The sequence below is a fragment of the Bradyrhizobium sp. 521_C7_N1_3 genome (assembly GCF_052075975.1).
In the GTDB taxonomy this organism is placed as follows: Bacteria; Pseudomonadota; Alphaproteobacteria; order Rhizobiales; family Xanthobacteraceae; genus Bradyrhizobium; species Bradyrhizobium japonicum.
This window is the reverse complement of record NZ_CP197232.1, coordinates 9,431,961-9,454,707: the sequence shown is the minus strand read 5'-3', so window position 1 is coordinate 9,454,707 and position 22,747 is coordinate 9,431,961. Positions and strand designations below refer to the sequence as shown.

At 65.4% G+C, this 22,747-nt stretch carries 17 protein-coding genes; 9 read left to right on the top strand and 8 right to left on the bottom strand.

Annotation, left to right across the window (positions count from 1 at the left end; translation table 11 throughout):
- Positions 1 to 24: 24 nt before the first annotated feature.
- Positions 25 to 423 carry an MAPEG family protein gene (locus AB7008_RS44835; protein ID WP_304491667.1) on the bottom strand — a complete coding sequence of 133 codons (399 nt, stop codon included), beginning with the start codon at positions 421 to 423 and terminating at the stop codon, positions 25 to 27.
- An 82-nt stretch (positions 424 to 505) separates the two neighbouring features.
- Here AB7008_RS44835 and hemH point away from each other — a divergent pair, with 82 nt between their 5' ends.
- The 5 genes from hemH to AB7008_RS44810 all read left to right on the top strand — a co-directional run bounded on the left by hemH (position 506) and on the right by AB7008_RS44810 (position 4,916).
- On the top strand, positions 506 to 1,537 hold the full coding sequence (gene hemH / locus AB7008_RS44830) for a ferrochelatase (RefSeq protein WP_304491666.1): 1,032 nt from the start codon (positions 506 to 508) through the stop codon (positions 1,535 to 1,537).
- Between the two features lie 11 nt (positions 1,538 to 1,548).
- Positions 1,549 to 2,526 (top strand): ABC transporter substrate-binding protein, encoded by a 978-nt coding sequence (locus tag AB7008_RS44825; RefSeq protein ID WP_304491665.1) that lies wholly within the window; start codon positions 1,549 to 1,551, stop codon positions 2,524 to 2,526.
- 184 nt (positions 2,527 to 2,710) lie between these two features.
- Positions 2,711 to 3,160 carry a hypothetical protein gene (locus AB7008_RS44820; RefSeq protein ID WP_304491664.1) on the top strand — a complete coding sequence of 150 codons (450 nt, stop codon included), beginning with the start codon at positions 2,711 to 2,713 and terminating at the stop codon, positions 3,158 to 3,160.
- A gap of 195 nt (positions 3,161 to 3,355) precedes the next feature.
- Complete coding sequence (locus AB7008_RS44815) at positions 3,356 to 4,360, top strand: SPFH domain-containing protein (protein ID WP_028157818.1); 1,005 nt, start codon at positions 3,356 to 3,358, stop codon at positions 4,358 to 4,360.
- Positions 4,361 to 4,472: 112 nt separating this feature from the next.
- Complete coding sequence (locus AB7008_RS44810) at positions 4,473 to 4,916, top strand: NfeD family protein (protein WP_304491663.1); 444 nt, start codon at positions 4,473 to 4,475, stop codon at positions 4,914 to 4,916.
- 179 nt (positions 4,917 to 5,095) lie between these two features.
- Here the strand turns inward: AB7008_RS44810 and AB7008_RS44805 are convergent, their stop codons facing one another.
- On the bottom strand, positions 5,096 to 5,422 hold the full coding sequence (locus AB7008_RS44805) for a winged helix-turn-helix transcriptional regulator (protein WP_304491662.1): 327 nt from the start codon (positions 5,420 to 5,422) through the stop codon (positions 5,096 to 5,098).
- A 72-nt stretch (positions 5,423 to 5,494) separates the two neighbouring features.
- Here AB7008_RS44805 and AB7008_RS44800 point away from each other — a divergent pair, with 72 nt between their 5' ends.
- Positions 5,495 to 6,049, top strand: coding sequence for a carboxymuconolactone decarboxylase family protein (locus AB7008_RS44800; RefSeq protein WP_304491661.1), 555 nt, complete (start codon positions 5,495 to 5,497; stop codon positions 6,047 to 6,049).
- Between the two features lie 230 nt (positions 6,050 to 6,279).
- Here the strand turns inward: AB7008_RS44800 and AB7008_RS44795 are convergent, their stop codons facing one another.
- Positions 6,280 to 7,287, bottom strand: coding sequence for a KpsF/GutQ family sugar-phosphate isomerase (locus tag AB7008_RS44795; protein ID WP_028157821.1), 1,008 nt, complete (start codon positions 7,285 to 7,287; stop codon positions 6,280 to 6,282).
- 191 nt (positions 7,288 to 7,478) lie between these two features.
- On the opposite strand from AB7008_RS44795, the gene AB7008_RS44790 reads away from it, so the two are divergent.
- Positions 7,479 to 9,221 (top strand): outer membrane beta-barrel protein, encoded by a 1,743-nt coding sequence (locus AB7008_RS44790; protein WP_304491660.1) that lies wholly within the window; start codon positions 7,479 to 7,481, stop codon positions 9,219 to 9,221.
- A gap of 211 nt (positions 9,222 to 9,432) precedes the next feature.
- Here the strand turns inward: AB7008_RS44790 and AB7008_RS44785 are convergent, their stop codons facing one another.
- The gene (locus AB7008_RS44785; protein WP_304491659.1) at positions 9,433 to 10,884 is read right to left on the bottom strand and encodes a glutamate synthase subunit beta; all 1,452 of its coding nucleotides are present in this window, start codon (positions 10,882 to 10,884) and stop codon (positions 9,433 to 9,435) included.
- A gap of 145 nt (positions 10,885 to 11,029) precedes the next feature.
- Complete coding sequence (gltB, locus tag AB7008_RS44780) at positions 11,030 to 15,763, bottom strand: glutamate synthase large subunit (protein ID WP_441260936.1); 4,734 nt, start codon at positions 15,761 to 15,763, stop codon at positions 11,030 to 11,032.
- Between the two features lie 491 nt (positions 15,764 to 16,254).
- Here gltB and AB7008_RS44775 point away from each other — a divergent pair, with 491 nt between their 5' ends.
- Positions 16,255 to 17,034 carry a hypothetical protein gene (locus AB7008_RS44775; protein ID WP_441260935.1) on the top strand — a complete coding sequence of 260 codons (780 nt, stop codon included), beginning with the start codon at positions 16,255 to 16,257 and terminating at the stop codon, positions 17,032 to 17,034.
- A 107-nt stretch (positions 17,035 to 17,141) separates the two neighbouring features.
- Here AB7008_RS44775 and AB7008_RS44770 read toward each other — a convergent pair whose 3' ends face one another.
- Positions 17,142 to 17,912, bottom strand: coding sequence for an alpha/beta fold hydrolase (locus tag AB7008_RS44770; RefSeq protein WP_441260934.1), 771 nt, complete (start codon positions 17,910 to 17,912; stop codon positions 17,142 to 17,144).
- A 155-nt stretch (positions 17,913 to 18,067) separates the two neighbouring features.
- Positions 18,068 to 18,529, bottom strand: coding sequence for an Hsp20 family protein (locus AB7008_RS44765; protein ID WP_028157827.1), 462 nt, complete (start codon positions 18,527 to 18,529; stop codon positions 18,068 to 18,070).
- Between the two features lie 207 nt (positions 18,530 to 18,736).
- On the opposite strand from AB7008_RS44765, the gene AB7008_RS44760 reads away from it, so the two are divergent.
- Entirely contained in the window at positions 18,737 to 19,684 is a 948-nt protein-coding gene (locus AB7008_RS44760) for an alpha/beta fold hydrolase (protein ID WP_028157828.1), read from the top strand.
- A gap of 175 nt (positions 19,685 to 19,859) precedes the next feature.
- Here AB7008_RS44760 and AB7008_RS44755 read toward each other — a convergent pair whose 3' ends face one another.
- Positions 19,860 to 22,670 carry a di-heme-cytochrome C peroxidase gene (locus tag AB7008_RS44755; protein ID WP_441260933.1) on the bottom strand — a complete coding sequence of 937 codons (2,811 nt, stop codon included), beginning with the start codon at positions 22,668 to 22,670 and terminating at the stop codon, positions 19,860 to 19,862.
- Positions 22,671 to 22,747: the final 77 nt, after the last annotated feature.

Here is a 22,747-nt window from a genome sequence, read left to right as displayed (position 1 = left end):
CCACAAGGGGAGAAGGAAGAAAGATCACACCGGCAGAAACCGCGTCAGCGCCGGCATGAAGAAGATCCCGAGATTGATCGCAAAGCCGATGCTCCAGAGGATCGAGCGCAGGGTCGGGCGGTTGCCGAGATAGGTCAGCACGTAGGCGATCCGCACAATCAGGAACAGCACGGCGAGCTCGTCGATCAGCCGCTGCGGCGAATCCCGGAATTCGGCAAGCAGCACCGCGAAGGCGAAGAACGGAAAGGTCTCGATGCCGTTCTGGTGGGCACCGAGCGCGCGCTGCGCCAGCGCATCCTCGAAGAAGGCGGGGTCGCGCGGCCGGGAATTGTCGAAGGTGCGAAACCGCGTCCATTTGACCGAGACGATCGTCGCCAGATAAAGCAGCAGCGCTCCAAGTACGCAGAATTCCGCGAGTGTCATCTTTCCTCCCCCGCTTGGGCGCGACCCTAGCGAAACCGGCCTCATCTTGACAAGATCGGTGCAACGCGCGACGCAACGGGCCATGACGATCGCAGCCCCCATCGAGACCGCGAAGCCGACCGTTCAGTCCAGCCGGGTCGGCGTGCTCCTGGTCAATCTCGGCACGCCCGATACGGCCGATGCGCCCGGCGTGCGGGTCTATCTCAAGGAGTTCCTCTCGGACGCCCGCGTCATCGAGGACCAGGGGCTGGTCTGGCAGTTCGTGCTCAACGGCATCATCCTGCGCAGCCGTCCCCGCACCAAGGCGCTGGACTACCAGAAGATCTGGAACAATGAGCGGAACGAGTCGCCGCTGAAGACCATCACGCGCTCGCAAGCCGACAAGCTTGCGGCCGCACTGTCTGACAGCGACCACGTCGTCGTGGACTGGGCGATGCGTTACGGCAATCCCTCGATCAAGTCGGGCATCGACGCACTGATCGCGAAGGGGTGCGACCGCATCCTCGCCGTGCCGCTCTATCCGCAATATTCCGCCTCGACCTCGGCGACGGTCTGCGACGAAGTGTTCCGCGTGCTCGCCCGCTTGCGTAACCAGCCGACGCTGCGGGTGACGCCGCCTTACTACGAGGACGAGGCCTATATCGAGGCGCTCGCGATCTCGATCGAGGCGCATCTGGCGACGCTGCCGTTCACGCCGGAGCTGATAGTGGCGTCCTTCCACGGCATGCCGAAATCCTATGTCGACAAGGGCGATCCCTATCAGTCCCACTGCGTCGCCACGACCGAGGCGCTGCGCCGCCGGCTCGGCATGGACGAGACGAAGCTGCTGCTGACCTTCCAGTCGCGCTTCGGCAATGACGAGTGGCTCCAGCCCTACACCGACAAGACCATGGAGCGGCTGGCCAAGGAGGGCGTGCGACGCATTGCGGTGGTGACGCCGGGCTTCGCCGCCGACTGCCTTGAGACGCTGGAGGAGATCGCGCAGGAGAATGCCGAGATCTTCAAGCACAATGGCGGCGAGCAGTTTTCCGCGATCCCCTGCCTCAACGACAGCGATCCAGGCATGGACGTGATCCGCACCCTGGTGCTGCGCGAGCTTCAGGGCTGGATCTGATGGTGTGTCCCATGAACCGCCGCGAGACTTTGGCGCTTCTTGGGACGATCGCCGCGCTGCCGGCCTCGGTGCTGGCGCAGCAGCCGAACGCGACGCGGCGGCTCGGTGTGCTCTCGGTCACGGCCGCGGATGACGCGATCGGGCAGGCCCGCAGCACGATCCTGGTCGAGACGCTCGCCGCCCATGGCTGGAAGGAGCACGACAACCTCAGGATCGATTGGCGCAGCGGCGCCGGCGACCGGGTACGCATCGCGCGCCTCGCCGACGAACTCGTGGCGCTCAAGCCGGACATCCTGCTTGCGGTCGGCACGCCCTCGGTCGAGGAGCTACGCCAGCGCACCGCGACGATCCCGATCGTGTTCGCCGTCGTCACCGATCCCGTCAGTCAGGGCTTTGTCAAAAACCTCGCCCATCCCGGCGGCAACATCACCGGCTTCACCGATTACGACGGCCCGCTCGCCGGCAAGTGGCTGGAGATGCTGACGCAGGTCACACCAAAAGTGTCCCGCGTCTTCGTCGTCTACAATCCCGCCACCGCGCCGTTCGCGCCTTTGATGCTGCGCACGATCGAGGACGCCGCACGGACGCTTCACGTGACGGTCGAGGCAGCACCGGTTCACGACGCCGGCTCGATCGCCGCGCTGGCTTCGCGGAAGGACGGCGCCCTTTTGGTGCTGCCTGACTTCTTCACCATGGCCAATCGTGCCCAGCTCCTGGCTGCAATCGATGAAGCCCGCGTGCCGGCGGTGTTCTGGAGCCGCACCTTCGTCGACGAGGGCGGGCTGATGTCCTACAGCACCGACAGCGCCGAGCAGCTTCGCCGCGCCGCCAACTACATCGATCGCATCCTGAAGGGCGCGCAGGCAGCCGACCTGCCGGTCCAGAACCCCACCAAGTTCGAGCTTGCGATCAACCTGAAGACGGTGAGGGCGCTGGGGTTGACGATGTCGCCCTCGTTGCTTGCGATCGCCAACACCGTGGTTGAATAGGGGCGCCGATGCCACCTTCGACTGGTGATTCCATAATTCCTGGGGCAGAATGACCGTGGGGATGTTGCCGCGAGCGATGCGGCTCGAACGGGGCGGGCGCGATTAGATGCGGGGATTGTTGCTTGTAGCTGTCGTGGCCTGCGGACTCGCTGGCTGCAACACGACCGGGGACGTAGCGTCGACCATGTATCCGGAAGCGGTGCGGGCCGGCGGTGCCGTCAAGAGTGATACGGCCATTGTCCTGGTCGCAAACGGCGGCAACGAGACGATCAACTATCTTCAGTTCGTTCACAACGGTTTTCCCGCGATCAATGCGCGAGGGATCAGCCTGGCTCCGGACGGCCTTGTAGCGATTCCGGTCGCGGTCGGAACGACGGGGCTTGAGCTGCAAAACTATACGATGACGGGTCGCCCAGGCACCTATCTCCCGAATGGCGCGTCGATGGGATTCGTGCCGGTGCATACGCCCAAGATCGATCTTCCTTCCCCCGGACTGTATTACGTTGCGACCGTCTTTCCGGGGCAGCAACGCAGTTTCGAGACGAGGCCGACGGCCGTCCAACTGGCGAAGCTGCGAAAGGAGCGGCCCGAGCTCGCCGCACTGAAGCCGGTGAATTTTACATGGTCCAACTAGGACGCTGGTCGTTGCTAGGTTGCCTCCGTGCCGTTTCAAGGGCTTTCTCACAATACTTATCGGCGATCGTTCCGCCTCCGTACTTCTTGTGGAATTGTCGCTCTGCGCCGACGTGAATGGTGACCGCTGAACCGGTAGGGTCACGTTCCCGACCAATGACAGCGCGGGAAAGGGCTTTCCCGCCTTGGAGGAAATATGAGCGGTTTCGATGTCTTCGCGATTGTTCTGGTTTTGCTCGTCATCGTCACGCTGGTCGCCGGCGTGAAGACGGTGCCGCAGGGCTATGACTGGACCATCGAGCGGTTCGGCAAATACACCCAGACGCTGAGCCCCGGGCTCAACCTGATCGTGCCGTATTTCGATCGCGTCGGACGCAAGATCAACATGATGGAGCAGGTGATCGACATTCCCGAGCAGGAGGTCATCACCAAGGACAACGCCACCGTGACGGTGGACGGCGTCGCCTTCTTCCAGGTGTTCGATGCCGCGAAGGCGAGCTACGAGGTCGCCAACCTCAACCAGGCCATCACGGTCCTGACCATGACCAACATCCGCTCGGTGATGGGCTCGATGGACCTCGACCAGGTGCTGTCGCACCGCGACGAGATCAACGAGCGCCTGCTGCGCGTCGTCGACGCTGCGGTCTCGCCCTGGGGCGTCAAGGTCAACCGCATCGAGATCAAGGACATTGTGCCGCCTGCCGACCTCGTCGAAGCCATGGGCCGGCAGATGAAGGCCGAGCGCGTCAAGCGCGCCGACATTCTGGCCGCCGAAGGCCAGCGCCAGTCCGAGATCCTGCGCGCCGAGGGCGCCAAGCAGGGGCAGATCCTCCAGGCCGAAGGCCGCAAGGAAGCCGCGTTCCGCGACGCCGAGGCCCGCGAACGCTCCGCGGAGGCCGAGGCCAAGGCGACGCAGATGGTCAGTGAGGCCATCTCCAAGGGAGACGTCGCCGCGCTGAACTATTTCATCGCCGACAAGTATATCAAGGCGTTCGGGCAACTGGCCGACTCGCCGAACCAGAAGGTCATCATGCTTCCGGTCGAGGCGATGAGCATGCTGGGCTCGCTCGCCGGCATCGGCGAGATCGCCAAGGCAACGTTCGGCGAAAGCGCGGCGTCCGCGGCCGCTGCCGCCCGCCGCGGCGGCTCGGTGCCGACGACCGGCCCCACGCCGCCGGCGGTGCCGCCGCGACAGGGGTAATCAAAGCGCATGCGCTTCCGATGAGGGCATGCGTCAATTTAAAGCGCATGTCCCGGAAAAGTGGAGACCGGTTTTCCGATCAGGGCATGCGCCAATAGAAGGAGGTCGTGTCATGACCGACATGTTCGTATCGCTCGGCACCTGGAATTGGCTGATCTTCGGCTTCATCCTGATGGCGCTGGAGGTGCTGGCGCCGGGCGTATTCCTGTTCTGGCTCGGGCTCGCCGCGTTGCTGGTCGGCCTGATCTCCTTTGCCGTCGCCGTGTCGTGGCAGATCCAGCTCGTGATGTTCGCAATCTTCGCAGCCGCCGCCGTGCCGGTGTGGCGCCGCCTCGCGCGGCCGAAGCTCGAAGCAAGCACCAGCCCCTTCCTGAACAAGCGAAGCGAGGCATTGCTCGGCCGCGAGTTCACGCTGGAGAAGCCGATCATCGATGGCAACGGCACCGTGCGCCTCGGCGACACGGTGTGGCGCGTCGCCGGGCCCGATACGCCGGCCGGGACGCGGGTGAAGGTGGTGCAGGTGGACGGTGCGAATCTCACGGTGGCCGCGGCGTAGCTGCTTCTTACCCTCCCCTGGAGGGGGAGGGTCGATCGCGCGAGGCGCGAGCGGGGCGAGGTGATCTCTCCACGCGGGCACTGTTGGCTGGGGAGGCACCGTCACCCCACCCCGCTACGCATTTCGCTCCGCTGCATGCGTAGCGACCCTCCCCATCCAGGGGAGGGTAAGCGAGAGCTCTACCTCCTCCACCTCTCCGCAAACCGGTGCAGCGGCATGAACGTCTCGCACAGCTCGCGCCCCAGCGGCGTCAGCCCGTAACCTCCACCGTCGCCCAGCTCCACGAACCCCGCGTCGCGCAGCTCCGTCAGCCGCGCCTGCAGCACCGTCGGCGAGGCCTCGTCGCAGGCGGTGCGCAACGCGCGGGAGGTGAGGGGCTCATCGCGCAATTCCCACAGGATCCGCAGGCTCCAGCGCCGGCCGAGAAGGTCGAGCAGCGCCATGATCGGCCGGCCGGTGCGCGAGCCGCGCACGGTCCGGCTCCCTGATGCTGCCTGCTTCGCCATCCCGGCCCTCTTGCGTTGTGCTACAAATAATGTAGCGTATTGCTACGATAATTGTAGCAACGGAGACAGCTGATGTCCCAGGCCGCGCCGCGCATCGCCCCGCTCGTCCCGCCTTATCCCCCGGAGATCCAGGCGCAGTTCGACCGCATCATGCGCGGCGCCCCGCCACTGGCGTTGTTCCGGGTGATGGCGGGCCACGCCCGCGCCTGGGACAAGTTCCGCGCCGGCGGGCTTCTTGATCCGGGTCCACTTTCCCTGCGCCAGCGCGAGATCGTCATCGACCGGACCTGCGCGCTGAACGGATGCGAATATGAATGGGGTGTGCATGTCGCGATCTTCGCCGGGCCGGCGCGGCTCAGCGAAGAGGAAGTGCACGCGACCGCGCGGGGCGATGCGACGTCACCGTGCTGGTCGCCGGCGGAGCGGGCGTTGATCGCGGCCGTCGACGCGCTGCATCACCGTGCGACGTTGACCGACGCCGAATTCGCCGCGCTGTCGGCGTATTACGACGAGGCGCAGATTTTGGAAATCATGCTGCTGTGCGGCTTCTACCGCACGGTGTCGTATCTGGCGAACGGGCTGAAGCTGCCGCTGGAGGAGAAGGCAGCGCGGTTTCCGACGGTCTAACCACCGACATTGCGAGCGCAGCGAAGCAATCCAGAATCTTTCCGCGGAGGCAGTCTGGATTGCTTCGCTACGCTCGCAATGACGATGGGGAGGCAGGTGTCGCCACACCCTCACTGTCATTCCGGGGCGCGCCACTTGGCGCGAGCCCGGAAGCCATGGCGAGACAAACTCTGCGGCACGATGGATCCCGGGCTCATCGCTTCGCGATGCCCCGGGATGACGGGTAAACCTTACGCCACGCCCGCCCGCAGCAGATCGTGCAGGTGCACGATGCCCACCACCTTGTCCGCTTCGGTCACGACCAGCGTGGTGATCTTGCTTGTGTTCAGCACCTCGATCATCTCGGTGGCGAGCATCGAGGGCGGCACGGTCTTCGGCTGTCTCGTCATGATGTCGTCAGCAGACGCCGTCAGGAGATCCGGCCGCATGTGGCGGCGCAAATCGCCGTCGGTGATGATGCCCGCGATGCCGCCGGCATCGTCGACGATGCAGACGCACCCGAGGCCCTTGGCCGACATCTCCATCACCGCGTCCGACATCTTGGTGCCGAGCGGCTTGAGCGGGATCTCCGCGCCCGTGCGCATGTAGTCGCGGACGAATTTCAGCATCGCGCCGAGCTTGCCGCCGGGGTGGAAATGCGCGAACTCCAGCGCGGTGAAGCCGCGGCCTTCGAGCAGCGCGATCGCGATGGCATCGCCGATCGCGACCTGCATCATCGTCGACGTCGTCGGCGCCAGATTGTGCGGGCAGGCCTCGCGTGCCTTCGGCAGCTCGATCACGATGTCGGCGGCCTGGCCCAGCGAGGACGCGGCGTTCGACGTCACCGCGATCATCGGGATCGCGAAGCGCGCCGAATAGTTCACCAGCGTCTTCATCTCCGGCTGCTCGCCGGACCAGGACAGCGCCATGATGACGTCGTCGGCGGTGATCATGCCGAGGTCGCCATGGGCGGCTTCCGCGGTGTGGACGAAGAAGGCCGGCGTGCCGGTCGAGGCCAGCGTCGCCGCGATCTTGCGCGCCATGTGGCCGGACTTGCCGAGGCCGGTGACGATGACGCGGCCCTTGGCATTGCGGATCAGGTCGACCGCCCTGGCGAAGGTCGCGCCGAGCGGACCGCGCAGGGCGGCGGCGAGCGCATTGATGCCGCCGCTCTCCGTCTCCAGCGTGCGGAGCGCGGATTCGACGCTATCGGGGATGGGGCCGGATGATGGGGTCATCAGCGGTTTCGAGCTCGGCATGTTCAGGTCCAGGGAGGAGGGGCGCTCGCCCGTTTGCGCCTGCTTAGCATGCCCGAGCGGGAGAGGCGACGCGGCCGCCAAAGCCCTCAACCGGTCATTAACCATAATTGTTTTAACTCCATTAACGATGGTTCCCGCTCGCCAGCGGAGGTCGTCGTGGAAGTCTTTGATTTCGTTGGAGTTCTTACATCGTGGGGGCGCCTCCAGGCACGAGCCGGAGCAAACGCGGGCATTTCCTGCGCGCGGCTTTGCCGTGCCTCGCGCTGACCGCCCTGCAAGGCGCGCCGGCGGCCGCCCAGAGCCTCACGCCCGACCTGTTCAATCCCAACCGCGGCGGCTTCGCCGCGCCCGACACGCTGCCGACGCGCCGCACCGCGGGTGTGCCGCAGGCGCCGTCGGATGCGCTCCCGGCGCTGCCCGATCCCAATGCCGATCCGCGCAAGCGCCAGCAGGCGCCGTCGACCTCGCGCGTCGGTCAGGTCCCGACCTACGGCCTGCCCGCCGCCAACGGCGCCAGCGGCTCCGGCTACGACTCGCTCAATCGCAAGCGGCAGCAGCCCAAGCTCTATCCCGGGCAGCCGAAGCCGAAGCGCCCGGTCGGACCGGGCTCGCCGGTGCCGTCGGCAACGCCGGACAGGACGCTCGGCCCGCCGCGCATCGCACCGCCGCCGTCCGAGACCGCGCACAAGACACCGGTCGCCCCGGCGATGGCCGGCAACGTGCCAGGCCAGCCGCTGCGCCGTCGGCTCAAGGTCGATGACGACGCGTTCGGCGCGGTCGGCGACTATGCCGGCAGCTTCCTGATCAAGGGCGGGCTCGAGCTCTCCGCCGGCTACGACACCAATCCGGCGCGCCTGAACAAGCCGGTCGGCTCGCCGGCCTATGTCGTCGCGCCCGATCTTCTCGTGATGTCCGACTGGGAGCGCCACGCGCTGGTCGCCGATCTGCGCGGCTCGTTCTCCGGCTACACCAACAACATGCCGGCGACGATCGACGGCTTCGCCTCGCCGTCGCCGGTCGAGATCGACCGCCCCGATTTCACCGGCCATGTCGACGGCCGCCTCGACGTCGACCGCGATTTCAAGCTGACCTCGCAGCTCCGCCTGCGGATCGCCACCGACAATCCCGGCAGTCCGAACGTGCAGGCCGGCCTGCAGAAATATCCGGTCTACGCCGCTTACGGCACCACGCTCGGCTTCGACCAGACTTTCAACCGCTTCCAGGTCGCCGCCGGCGCCACGGTGGATCGCATCGCCTACACCGATTCCAAGCTCACCGATGGCTCGACCTTCAGCAACGGCGATCGCGACTTCAACCAGTATGGCGGCATCGGCCGCTTCTCCTACGACCTGAAGCCGGGCCTGAAGCCGTTCGTCGAGATCGAGGGCGACACCCGCGTGCACGACCAGGCCGCCGACCGCAACGGCTACTTCCGCGATTCGAACGGCGGCTACGCCAAGGTCGGCTCGTCCTTCGAATTCTCGCGCATCCTCATCGGCGAGATCTCGGTCGGCTATTCCGCGCGCAATTACGTCGACCCGCGCCTCAGCCAGCTCGCGGGCTTCCTCACCTCGGGCTCGCTGATCTGGAACGCGAGCGGCCTGACCACGGTGAAATTCGCCACCGACACGCAGATCGCCGAGACCACGGTCCCGGGCTCCTCCGGCGTGCTGGTGCACACCTACGGGGTCGAAGTCGATCACGACTTCCGTCGCTGGCTCACCGCCGTCGGCAAGTTCACCTACGGCACCTACGACTACCAGAACCAGAATCGCAACGACAAAACCTACTCGCTCGAAGGCAATCTGATCTACAAGCTCAACCGCAACATCTGGATCAAGGGCACGCTGCGCCACGACATCCTGGATTCGAACCAGGCGGGCTCGAGCTCGCAGGGCACGGTGGTGATGCTGGGGGTGAGGCTGCAGAATTAGCGGGCATGGCGGAGCGCGTTTGAGCGTATGCGCATGCGGCTTAGTTGGCTCCGCTCTCGCCACCTACTCCGCTGTCATGCCCCGGCTTGACCGGGGCATCCAGTACGCCGCGGCCTATCATTTCAATTTCGACTGTCTCTGGAATGCTGGATCGCCCGATCAAGCCGGGCGATGACAACGTTTGTTGAACTGGCAGCAGAACCAGCCGCGCTTAACGCGGCAGATCCGTCTTCCCCATCAGGAACGTGTCGATCGACCGCGCACACAGCCGGCCTTCACGGATCGCCCACACCACCAGCGATTGGCCACGGCGCATGTCGCCGGCGGTGAACACGTTCGGGCGCGAGGTCTGGTAGTCGAGCGTGTTGGCCTTGACGTTGCCGCGCGGGTCGAGGTCGACCGAGAGCAGCTTGAGCAGGCCCTCGTGCACGGGATGCACGAAGCCCATCGCGAGCAGGACCAGCTCGGCATCGAGCTCGAACTCGGTGCCGGCAATCGGCTTGAACTTGTCGTCGACGCGCACGCAGTGCAGCTTCTTGACCTTGCCGTTCTCGCCGGAAAACTTCTGCGTCAGCACGGCGTATTCGCGGATCGCGCCTTCGGCCTGGCTGGAGGAGGTGCGCATCTTGAGCGGCCAGTTCGGCCAGGTCAGACCCTTGTTCTCGCGCTCGGGCGGAGCGGGCATGATCTCGAGCTGGGTCACCGAGAGCGCGCCCTGGCGCAGCGAGGTGCCGATGCAGTCAGAGCCGGTGTCGCCGCCGCCGATGACGACGACGTGCTTGCCGCCGGCCAGGATCTCGGCGACGCCGCCGAGCGGCTCCTCGGAGACGCGGCGGTTCTGCTGCGGCAGGAAGTCCATGGCGTAGTGGATGCCTTGAAGATCGCGGCCGGGGATCGGCAGGTCGCGCGGGGCTTCCGCGCCACCGGTCAGCGCGAGGGCATCGTACTCGTTGAGCATTTCGCGCGGGTCGACATTGCCCTCAGCGCCGACATGGCTGTTGTAGTGGAAGGTGACGCCTTCGCCTTCCATCTGCTTGACGCGGCGGTCGATGACGCCCTTCTCCATCTTGAAGTCGGGGATGCCGTAGCGCAGCAGGCCGCCGGCCTTGGCGAACTTCTCGAACAGGTGCACGTCGTGGCCGGCGCGCGCGAGCTGCTGCGCGCAAGCCATCCCGGCCGGACCCGAGCCGATCACCGCGACCTTCTTGCCGGTCTTGACGGCCGCCACTTCCGGCCTCAGCCAGCCATTGTCCCAGGCGCGGTCGACGATCGCGCATTCGATGGTCTTGATGGTGACGGGGTTGTCGTCGATGTTGAGCGTGCAGGACGCTTCGCACGGCGCCGGGCAGATGCGCCCCGTGAACTCCGGAAAATTGTTGGTCGAGTGCAGGTTGCGCGAGGCCTCTTCCCAATTGCCCTGATAGACGAGGTCGTTGAAATCGGGGATCTGGTTGTTGACCGGGCAGCCGGGCGTGCCGGGCGCGACCGAGCCGGTGCCGTGGCAATAGGGAATGCCGCAATTCATGCAGCGTGCGGCCTGGTCCCGCGTTTCCTTCTCGGTCAAGGGAACGACGAATTCGTTGTAATGCTTCACGCGCTCGGCGACCGGGGTGTACTTGCGATCATGCCGTTCGATTTCGAGAAAACCCGTGATCTTGCCCATTAAACCCGAAGTCCCTGCCGCTTAATTCGTTTGTTGCTTCTTCAACCGTCATTGCGAGGAGCGAAGCGATGAAGCAATCCAGTCTGTTACTGAGGAGAAAGTCTGGATTGCTTCGCTACGCTCGCAATGACGGGCGCTGATATTGCTACGCGCCGATCGCGATTTTCGGCTCGGCGTCCGCGTTGGCGGCCATTTCGCGCAGGGCGCGCCGGTACTCCACCGGCATCACCTTGCGGAATTTGGGCAGCCAGTCCTTCCAATTGGCAAGGATCTCGGCGGCGCGCTTGGAGCCGGTCGCTTTCGCATGGCGCGTGATCAGGACGTGCAGGCGCTCGACGTCGGAGTCGAGCAGGTTCTGGAACACGTCGACCCGGCCATGCGCCTCGAGGTCACCGGCGTGATTGTAGGTGCCGGCGTTGATCAGCTCTTCCGATAGGACCGGCTCGAGCTCAACCATGCTGAGATTGCACAGCTTGTCGAAGTCGCCGGTCTCGTCGAGCACGTACGCGATGCCGCCGGACATGCCGGCCGCGAAGTTGCGCCCGGTCTTGCCGAGCACGACCACGATGCCGCCGGTCATGTATTCACAGCAATGATCGCCGGCGCCTTCGACGACCGCCACCGCACCCGAGTTGCGCACGGCGAAACGCTCGCCGGCGACGCCGCGGAAGTAGCACTCGCCCTGGATGGCGCCATACATCACCGTGTTGCCGACGATGATGCTCTCTTCCGGCACGATGCCGCTGTTGGCGGGGGGCTTGACGATGATCTTGCCGCCCGAGAGGCCCTTGCCGACATAGTCGTTGGCTTCGCCTTCGAGCTCGAAGGTGACGCCTTGCGCCAGCCACGCGCCGAACGCCTGGCCGGCGGTGCCCTTGAGGCCGACATGGATGGTGTCGTGCGGCAGGCCGGCGTGGCCGTAGATCTTGGCGACCGCGCCCGACAGCATCGCACCCGCGGAGCGGTTGGTGCTGTTGATCCTGGCCTCGATCTTCACCGGCGCGCCGCGGTCGAGCGCGGGCGTCGCCTTCTCGATCAGCGTGCGGTCGAGCACCGCTTCCAGATGATGGTTCTGGCGCTCGGAGTGATAGATCTTCTGGCCCTTCTCTTCCTTCTGCTTGACGAACAGCTTCGAGAAATCGAGGCCCTTGGCCTTCCAGTGAGCGACCAGCCTGGTCTGGTCGAGCAGCTGAACCTGTCCGATCATCTCGTTGAAGGTGCGGAAGCCGAGCGACGCCATGATCTCGCGGACTTCCTCGGCGACGAAGAAGAAGTAGTTGATCACGTGCTCGGGCTGGCCGGTGAAGCGCTTGCGCAGGACGGGGTCCTGGGTCGCGACGCCGACCGGGCAGGTGTTGAGGTGGCACTTGCGCATCATGATGCAGCCGGCCGCGATCAGCGGCGCGGTGGCGAAGCCGAACTCGTCGGCGCCGAGAAGTGCGCCGATCACGACGTCACGCCCGGTGCGGAAGCCGCCGTCGACCTGGACCACGATGCGGCTGCGCAGCCGCTCGCGCACCAGGGTCTGGTGGGTTTCGGCAAGGCCGATCTCCCAGGGCGAGCCGGCATGCTTGATCGAGGTCAGCGGCGAAGCGCCGGTGCCGCCCTCGAAGCCCGCGATGGTGACATGGTCGGCGCGCGCCTTGGCAACGCCGGCGGCGACCGTGCCGACGCCGATCTCGGAGACGAGCTTGACCGAGACGTCGCCCGTCGGGTTGACGTTCTTGAGGTCGTAGATGAGCTGCGCCAGATCCTCGATCGAATAGATGTCGTGGTGCGGCGGCGGCGAGATCAGGCCGACGCCCGGCGTCGAGTGGCGGACCTTGGCGATGGTCGCGTCGACCTTGTGGCCGGGCAGCTGGCCGCCTTCGCCGGGCTTGGCACCCTGCGCCATCTTGATCTGCATCATGTCGGAGTTGACGAGATACTCCGTGGTGACGCCGAAACGGCCTGAGGCGACCTGCTTGATCGCCGAACGCATGGAATCGCCGTTCGGCATCGGCTTGAAGCGGTCGGCTTCCTCGCCGCCTTCGCCGGTGTTCGACTTGCCGCCGATCCGGTTCATGGCGACCGCGAGCGTGGTGTGCGCTTCGCGCGAGATCGAGCCGAAGCTCATCGCGCCGGTGGCGAAACGCTTGACGATGTCCTTGGCCGGCTCGACCTGGTCGATCGGGATCGGCTTGCGCTTCTCCTCGTCCGCGTTCTTGATCCGGAACAGGCCGCGCAGCGTCAGCAGACGCTCGGACTGCTCGTTGAGAATCTTGGCGAAGGCGCGATAGCGCTCCAGCGAATTGCCGCGCGCGGCGTGCTGCAGCAGCCCGACCGACTCGGCGGTCCATGCATGGTCCTCGCCGCGGCTGCGATAGGCATATTCGCCGCCGACGTCGAGCGCGGTCTTGTAGACCTGCGCCTCGCCGAACGCGTCGGCATGACGGCGCACCGCTTCTTCCGCGATCTCGGCAAGGCCGACGCCCTCGACGCGGGTATGCGTGCCGGCGAAGAACTTGGAGACGAAGTCGGCCTTGAGGCCGACGGCGTCGAAGATCTGCGCGCCGCAATAGGACTGGTAGGTCGAGATGCCCATCTTGGACATCACCTTGAGCAGGCCCTTGCCGATCGACTTGATGTAGCGCTTGACGATCTCGTAGTCGTCGAGCGAGCCGGGCAGGCGGTCCTTCATCGCGATGATGGTCTCGAACGCGAGATAGGGGTTGATCGCCTCGGCGCCGTAGCCGGCGAGGCAGGCGAAGTGATGCACTTCGCGCGGCTCGCCGGATTCGACGACGAGGCCGACCGAGGTGCGCAGTCCGACGCGGATCAGATGATGATGCACGGCGGCGCAGGCCAGCAGTGCCGGGATCGGCACCCGGTCGGTGCCGACCATGCGGTCGGACAGGATGATGATGTTGACGCCCTCGCGGACGGCGGCTTCCGCACGCGCGCAGAGCTCGTCAAGCACCTGGTCCATGCCGGCCGCACCGAGGCCGGCGTGGAAGGTGGTGTCCAGCGTGCGCGACTTGAAGTGCGACTCGGCCACATCGGAGATCGAGCGGATCTTTTCGAGGTCCGCGTCGGTCAGGATCGGCTGGCGCGCTTCGAGACGCTTGGTGGTGGCAAGGCCCTGCAGGTCGAACAGGTTCGGCCGCGGTCCGATGATGGAGACGAGGCTCATCACCAGCTCCTCGCGGATCGGGTCGATCGGCGGGTTGGTGACCTGCGCGAAGTTCTGCTTGAAGTAGGTGAACAGCGGCTTGGCCTTGTCCGACAGCGCCGAGATCGGCGTGTCGTTGCCCATCGAGCCCGCGGCTTCCTCGCCGGTGGAGGCCATCGGCGTCATCAGGATGGAGATGTCTTCCTGGCTGTAGCCGAACGCCTGCTGGCGATCGAGCAACGACAGGTTGGAGCGCACGCCGGTGGTCGGCACCTTCGGCAGCTCTTCCAGCACGATCTGGGTCCGCTCCAGCCACTCCTTGTAGGGATGGCTCTTGGCGAGCTCGGCCTTGATCTCGTCGTCCGGAATGAGGCGGCCCTGCTCGAGGTCGACCAGCAGCATCTTGCCGGGCTGCAGACGCCACTTGGTGATGATCTGGTCCTCGGGGATCGTCAGCACGCCCATCTCGGACGCCATCACGATGCGGTCGTCTTTGGTCACGAGATAGCGCGCCGGCCGCAATCCGTTGCGGTCGAGCGTGGCGCCGATCTGGCGGCCGTCGGTGAAGGCGATCGCGGCGGGGCCGTCCCACGGCTCCATCAGCGCGGCATGATATTCGTAGAAGGCGCGGCGCTTCTCATCCATCAGGGGATTGCCGGCCCACGCCTCCGGAATCATCATCATGACGGCGTGCGGCAGTGAGTAGCCGCCCTGCACCAGGAATTCGAGCGCGTTGTCGAAGCAGGCGGTGTCCGACTGTCCTTCGTAGGAGATCGGCCAGAGCCGGTTGATGTCCTTGCCGTACAGCTCGGAGCTGACGGAAGCCTGGCGCGCCGCCATCCAGTTGGTGTTGCCGCGCAGCGTGTTGATCTCGCCGTTATGCGCGATCATGCGGTAGGGATGCGCCAGCGACCACGCCGGGAAGGTGTTGGTCGAGAAGCGTTGATGCACCAGCGCCAGCGCGCTCTCGAAGTCCGGCTCGTGCAGATCGGGATAGTACTTGCCGAGCTGGTCGGCGAGGAACATGCCCTTGTAGATCACGGTGCGGCACGACATCGAGCAGGGATAATAGCCCGCAAGGCCGCGGTCGCGGCGCTGGTAGATCGCCTGCGAGATCGACTTGCGCAGGATGTAGAGCCGGCGCTCGAAATCGTCCTCGGTCTTGGCGGTGCCGTTGCGGCCGATGAACACCTGGATGCAGGCGGGCTCGGTCGGCTTCACGGTGACGCCGAGCGAGGAATTGTCGGTCGGCACGTCGCGCCAGCCGAGCAGGGTCAGGCCCTCTTCCTTGATCTGGTCGGCGATGATGCTCTTGATGACGTTGCGCCAGGCGGTGTCGCGCGGCATGAACAGCGCGCCGATGGCGTATTCGCCCGGAGCCGGCAATGCGAAGCCGAGCTCCTTGGCCTTGCGGCTGAAGAAGGCGTGCGGGATCTGCACCAGGATGCCGGCGCCGTCACCGGCGCGCGGGTCGGCGCCGACGGCGCCGCGATGCTCGAGGTTGCAGAGGATGCTGAGCGCGTCCGCGACGATCTCGTGGGACTTCTTGCCCTTGATGTTGGCGATGAAGCCGACGCCGCAGGAATCCTTTTCCAGGCTCGGATCGTACAGACCTACAGCCGGCGGGCGCGAATTGTGTTCCTGAATCGGATCGGTCGTTTTCGAGGCGACGGTCGCCGACAGCTCTTCTGCCACGATGTTTGCGCGCTCGAATTGCGACCCGTTCATTGTTCCAATCCTCTCCATGCGGCAAGCTGCCTCACCGCTATCTTCGGCGCACCTTGGGCGTTCCGCGGCACCCGCCTCTGGGTCACCGCTCGTCCGCTGCGAGCCGCATTTTCTTAAATTCAGGCCAAGGCGTTCTTCGTCCCCGAGAACGGCTTTGCCTGTTGCCTTCCTGGCGCTCGAAAGCACCGACTTTCGTTGCAATCCGTATGCCGGAACTGCAAGCAAAATTGAGACAGTCTTCCTGTCCTAACAATCACCTTGCCAAATTTTTGTCTATCACACAAGCGCGCGGAAGTCCCGATTCCCAGAGTGTCAATCAGCGCTTTCCGCATGGCACGCGGCCCCGGTTTTGAAGCAAACGCGCCCTGATCCGGCCCTGCCGACGCCGAAATCCCGAATGAAGCTTCGGATCAGCCCTTCGAAAGGCGCGCCACGCCGCAAGAAGCGAAAGAGCGCGAGACATTCGGGGGCCTGACAGGAGCGTGTCGACCATGAAGTTTTTCACAGGATGTGTGGCCGCTGCCACGCTGGCGCTGGTGGCGACGGCCGCCGAGGCACAAGTTCCGGCCAACGGCGCTGCGCGGGGCGCCTATATCGCGGTCTCGGATTTCGACGGACCCTATGGGCCGCCGGAAGCCGCGCCGCCACCGCCGCCGCGTTACGGTTACGGCAATGGCTATGGCTACGAGGAGCGCGGCCCAGCGCCGGTGCTGCTGCCGCCGATCGAGGTCTACGCGGTGCTGCGCGACAACGGCTTCTCGCCGCTCGGCATCCCGCGTCTGCGCGGCAACGTCTACACCATCGCGGTGATCGACCGCCGCGGCGACGACGGCCGGCTGGTGATCGATGCCCGTGACGGGCGAATTCTGCGCTTCATGCCGGCCGCCGATGCCTTCGGCATGGCGCCCAGCGATGAGGTGCCGACGGTTGCACCTTACCGTCCGCAAGGCGCGCTGCCGCCGCCGACCATGGTCCGCGGCGGCCCGCCGCGTCCGCCGGCCTCGATCCCGCATGTCGCCAGCCGCACCGTGCCGCTGCCGAAGGCCGCCCCGCGCCGCGGCGAGGCGCCTGTCGCCGCCGCCAAGCCGGCCGCGTCTGCTCCGCAGCAGGCACAAGCGCCGCAGGCACAGCCCACCCAACAGACCGCTGCCGTGCAGGCAAAGCCCGCTGAAGCCGCCCCGCAAACCGCCGCGCCAACCGTCGGTCAGGCCAAGCCGGCCCCGACGATCATGCCGACGCAGGAGATGCCGGCGGCGCAGGGGCTGGACTAGCGCGTCGCTGATTTGACGCGACTGCGCGCCACGCGCTGGATGGAGACCCGAGCAAAACAAAAGCGCCCGAAGAGCTCGGGCGCTTTTTCATTGCGGCGATCGCGCGCTCAGCTGCGCGCATACCCCGCGGCTTCCAGGATCAGATTCGCCACGTCCTTCGGATGCGACACCAGCGAGAGGTGGCCGGCATCGAGCTCGATCGTGGTTGCGTTCATGCGCTTGGCGAGGAAGCGTTCGAAATCGGGATTGATGGTGTAGTCGTTCTTCGACACCGCGTACCAGCTCGGCTTGGTGTGCCATGCAGCTTCCGTGGTGCGGCCGGCGAAGATCGAGGCGGCCGTCGGCCATTGCACGGCGTAGAGCTCCCTGGCCTGCTCCGGCTTCACGCCATTGGCAAAATACTTCAGGAAGGCGTCTTCGGAGAGCTTTGTGTAGCCGTCACGCTCGACGATGCCGGCGCGGGCCGGGCCTGCCGGAAACTGCTTCGACAGCGCGACGAAGTCTTCGTTCGCATCGGGCGCGCGTGCGGCGACGTAGACGAGGCCGGTGACCTTCGGGTCGTTGCCGACCTGGCTGATCACGGTGCCGCCCCAGGAATGCGCGACCAGCACCGTCGGGCCATCCTGTTCGGCCAGCGCGCGCTTGGTAGCCTCGACGGAGTCCGCAAGCGACGACAGCGGATTTTGCACGGCGGTGACGTGCAGGCCCGCGGCCTGGAGGATCGGGATCACCTCCGACCAACTCGATCCGTCGGCCCAGGCGCCGTGCACCAGCACGACGTTCTTCGCCTTCACCGTCTGCGGCGTCTGCGCGTGGGCAAGGCCGATGGGGGCCGCCAGCAGGCTCGCGGCGACGAAAAGGCTGCGCCAAAGTGACATGATCGTGCTCCGTGTTGTTGTTGCTGCGATGCCCAAAGGACGGAGCGCGTGGTCGCGGCGTTACGTGTCCTCACCGTTCTGTGATGCGATGCAAAACGAAAAAAAACGCCCCGGGGCACCGGGGCGTTTTCGCAACTTGGCGGCTGTCGGCGTGCTTAGGCGGCGACCGAGCTCTCGATCACCTGCGCCTTCGGCGCGCCCGCGTTGATGGCGATCTGGCGCGGCTTCTTGGCTTCGGGAATCTCGCGCACGAGGTCGACGTGAAGCAGCCCGTTCTCGAGCGAGGCGTCCTTCACCTGCACGAAGTCGGCAAGCTGGAAGGCGCGCTCGAAGGCACGCGCGGCGATGCCGCGGTAGAGCACTTCGGACTTCGAGTTCTCGTTGGCGACTTTCTCGCCCTTGATCGTCAGCGTGTTTTCCTTCGCGACGATGGAGAGCTCGTCCTTGGCGAAGCCCGAGACCGCAACCGTGATGCGGTAGGCGTTCTCGCCGGTACGCTCGATGTTGTAGGGGGGATAACCGGGGCTGCCGTCCGAACCTGCCTGGTCGAGCAGGCTGAAGAGGCGGTCGAAGCCGACGGTGGAACGGTAAAACGGAGTCAGGTCGTAGCTACGCATGGTCTAGTCCTCCATTGAGCGACTGTTGGTAACCCGCCCGCCAATCGGGCCGGGCTTTAGTCTGTGTGCAGCCTGATGTTCCGGTTCCGAAACACTGGTAGCGGCCTGCACCATGGTGATATGGGTTCAGGGGAACGGCGTTCAAGAGGGCGGCAATCTGCGCCTTTTCGGCGCTCCAGCCCCTTGATTTGCAGCATTTCTCGCCCAATGACGCTGATCTCGATTCCGTCCAATCCCGTTCCCGAAGACGTCGTCAGCGGCACCATCAAGACCCCCGATGGCGCCGAGCTGCGCTTTGCGCGCTGGGCGCCGCCGGCGAACCGCAAGGGCACGGTCTGCGTCTTCACCGGACGCAGCGAGCAGATCGAGAAATATTTCGAGACCGTGCGTGACCTGCGCGACCGCGGCTTCGCGGTGGCGATGATCGACTGGCGCGGGCAGGGCCACTCCTCGCGCCGCCTGCGCGATCCGCGCAAGGGCTATGTGCGCGACTTCTCCGATTTCGAGATCGACGTCGAGACCTTCGTGCAGCAGGTGGTGCTGCCGGATTGCCCGCCGCCCTTCTTCGCGCTGGCCCATTCCATGGGCGGCACGGTGATGCTGCGGGTGGCGCATGCCGGCAAGCGCTGGTTCGACCGCATGGTGCTGTCGGCGCCGATGATCGACCTGCCCGGTCGCGCCACCTCGTTTCCGGCGCGGGCGCTGCTGAAGACGATGCGCCTGATGGGGATGGGCGGTCGCTATGTCCCCGGCGGCAGCGACCACATCACCGGGCTCAATCCCTTCATCAACAATCCGCTGACCAGCGATCCCGTGCGCTATGCGCGCAATGTCGCGATCCTGGAGGAGGATCCGACGCTCGGGCTCGCGTCACCGACGGTCGCCTGGGCCGATGCCGCCTTCCACGCCATGAGCACCTTCAAGGGCAAGAACTACCCGTCCGAGATCCGCCAGCCGATCCTGATGCTGGCGGCCTCCAGCGACACCGTGGTCTCGACCGCGGCGATCGAGGAGTTCGCCTATCATTTGCGCGCCGGCTCCCATCTCGTGATCGCCGGTGCCAAGCACGAGATCCTCCAGGAGCAGGACCGCTACCGCTCCCAGTTCTGGGCCGCCTTCGACGCCTTCGTGCCGGGCACGCCGCTGTTCAAGTGAGGAAGCAGCGGCGGTGCGCTCCCTCGCCCCGCTTGCGGGGAGAGGGTTGGGGTGAGGGGGAGTCTCCGCAAGGGAGGTGAGAGTTGGACTCGTGGAGAGTCCCCCTCACCCGGATTGCATCTGCGATGCAATCCGACCTCTCCCCGCAAGCGGGGAGAGGTGAGCAGGCAGCGCGCTACAGCGTCTTCAGATACTCGATCAGGTCGTAGCGCTCTTGCTCCTTGAGCACGCGGCCGATGGTGCCGTCCTTGCCGGGGCCCGGCGTGCCATCGAACGAATGGCCGGCATTGCTGTTGCCGAAGGTCTCGGTGCCATCAGACGCTCGCGTCGAGAAGCGCGACTGCCCGGTCTTGCAGCTCTCGCCGTCGACGACCGCGAAGCCGACCTGCTTCGGATCGTAGTCGCGACCACCACCCATGCAGAACGATTTGGGGCGCTCGGCCGCGGGGCTCAGCATCCAGTAGAGCGAGGGCACCGATCCGTTGTGCAGGTAAGGCGCGGTGGCCCAGACGCCGTTGAGCGGGCGCGCGCGATACCAGGGCCGCGGCTCCTTCGCCTCGGGCGGCTGCGGACCGGGATTCGGGCAGTTCTTGCGCTCGCCCCACCAGGCCTGCTGGACCTTCGGGTCGATCTTCGCATCGTCCATCGCCTTGCGGCTGACGATGTCGACGAGCACCATCAGCCCGAGCGAGTACGGCATGTCGGTCGAAGAGACATCCGGCAGGTTGCAGCTCCACCAGGCATTGAGATTCTGCGTGGGATCGAGCTTGAGAAAGCCCGGGACCTGAATCGTCCGCGTCTCCAGCACGCTGGCCTGAGCGGGATCGGTGCCCATGCCCTTGACGCTTTTCTGGACCTCGTTCAGGAATTTGTCTTTGCCGATGGTCTCCCAGCGCGACGAGGACCAGATGCTCTGGTCTGGAAACTCGGTGTCGAACACGGGATCGTTGACCGGCCCGAGATGGCATTCGACGCAGATCTGCGCGTAGAGCTTGCGGCCGTTCTTGACGCGCTCGCCATCGATCTTCCAGGCATTGTCGCCGAAGATGTCCGACGGCCATTTCGGCGATGTCAGTCCGGAGAGCTGCTTTTTCGGATAGGGCGCCGACCCCTTCAGCAGATCCTCGATCCAGTTCAGATTCTTGATATCCATCGACGAGCGGAACAGCGTGTCCTTGGGGGTATTGTCGGACAGATTGAGCAGCGCCGTCACGCCCAGCGCTTCGCCGGCGTTGCGGATCAGCGGTTGTTCGATGGACGCGTCATATTGCGCGAATTTGAGCCAGGGCACGGTCCAGATCGGCGGGAAGCTGACCGGCGCGTCCTTGGCATGCAGATTCTTTTCGAAGCCGCTGAGGCCGCTGAGCGTCATGTCCTGGGCGAAGACCTGATTGCCGATGCGGTTGAGCGCGTCGAGACGACCGTATCCTTCCTCGGTGTCCTGCTGCTTCTCTTCCCGCTTCGTCTTCTCGTTGAACCGCGTCTTGCCGTCGATGGTTTTCGCGTAGGTCTTCTCCCAGTCGATCAGGAATGTGCTGATCGTGCGCAGCTTCTGCTTCAGCGCATCGCGATCCGCATCGCTGGCGGAGGGGCCGAGCACACGGTCGGCGAAGCGCGTAAAGCGGCCCGGCACCAGCAGCGTGTAGGCGATCGACAGACCCGTCGTGACCTCGAGCTTCCTCAGGTCGGTCATCGCCGGGCCGCCGTCGAAACGGACGTCGATGCCTTTGTAGTGGATCTGGCCGGTGTGGCAGGCGGCGCAGGTCAGGCCGATCCGGTCCTCGCCGACTTGGCCGGTCGCAGGATCCGGCACGCCGGTCATGCGCGCAAAGCCGACGGGCAGGCCGTCGACGTTTTCAGCCTGGGCGCCCCAGTTAACCGGCGGATCCCAAAGCCGCGCCGGTATCGGCTTGGTCTTGTCGTAGACGTTGGCGTAGCCGAACCGGCGCAGCGTGGCGTCGTCGGTGTTGATCGTCTGCGGGCTCGGGATGAAGCCGAAGCGCTGCAGATGGTCGCTATCATGCAGCATCCCGGGCTTGGCGAAGAAATGAAGCCGCGGCTGCTCGAGCGCCATGAACCAACTATAGGGCACCGGGAAGGTCGCGGTGCCCTGGCTGGCGTGATGAAACCAGTGCCGGTCCTCCAGCGCCCAGTTTTGCTCGAGCCAGTACGCGGCCCGGGGTTCGACGAGCTTCGGCAATGGCGGCGCCACGAGGTCACCGAGGATGCCGGGCAGCATCGGCTGGAATTGATCCGGAAAGCGCAGCGCCACGACGCCAAAGACGAGGAGCGCGGCGACCAGTCCGCCGGCAACGCGCAATATGAGCGAGGGCGGTTTGACCGGCTGGCTGACGACCCTCTGCGTGATCCTCTCAGGGAATTTGCGCTCGTTGAACAGCGTACGCACGTCGGCGATGGCGAGATAGCGGTTCTCGCCTTCGCCCTTGCCCATGATCTTCAGCAGGATGGGCCATTCGAATTGCATCAAGATCCGGTAATACCAGCGCGCAGCGCTCCCGGCGCGCTTGAGATTGTCGCGCATGTAGGTCTGTATTTCCGACGCGTTGATGCCGGGCTCGGTGCCGCCGCCGTTCGGATCGGTATAGTCCCTGCCGAAGCTGGCCAGGCGGGCGATCTGATCCTCGTTGACCTTGCCGTCGACGCCGAGGATGCGCGAACCGGCGCCGCGCTTGTCCAGCGGGCCGCCGCGCAGCGCATCGAGCTGTGCGCCCGAAAAGATGCTCTTCAGGATGTGACCGAAGCCGTTGGCGATCAGTGCGATGCCGCGGGTCTCGACGCGGGCCACCGTCTTCATCAGCCCCTTGTCGCCGCTCGCATTCGCGATCGTCTGCGATAGCTTACCGATCGGGACGGTCCCGCCGTCGACGAAACCTTCGCCGACGAGGCCGCGCAGGAAGGGGCAGGGATTGTCTGGCGAGACCTGGATCGAGGGATCGAAGGGAGGCTTCGAGGCGGGGTCGTTCATGGCCCAAAATCCTGAAAACAGCGAATCGTGAAATGAAGACGCGCCGATAGAGCGCGGAAAGTCCTAACAAACCGACA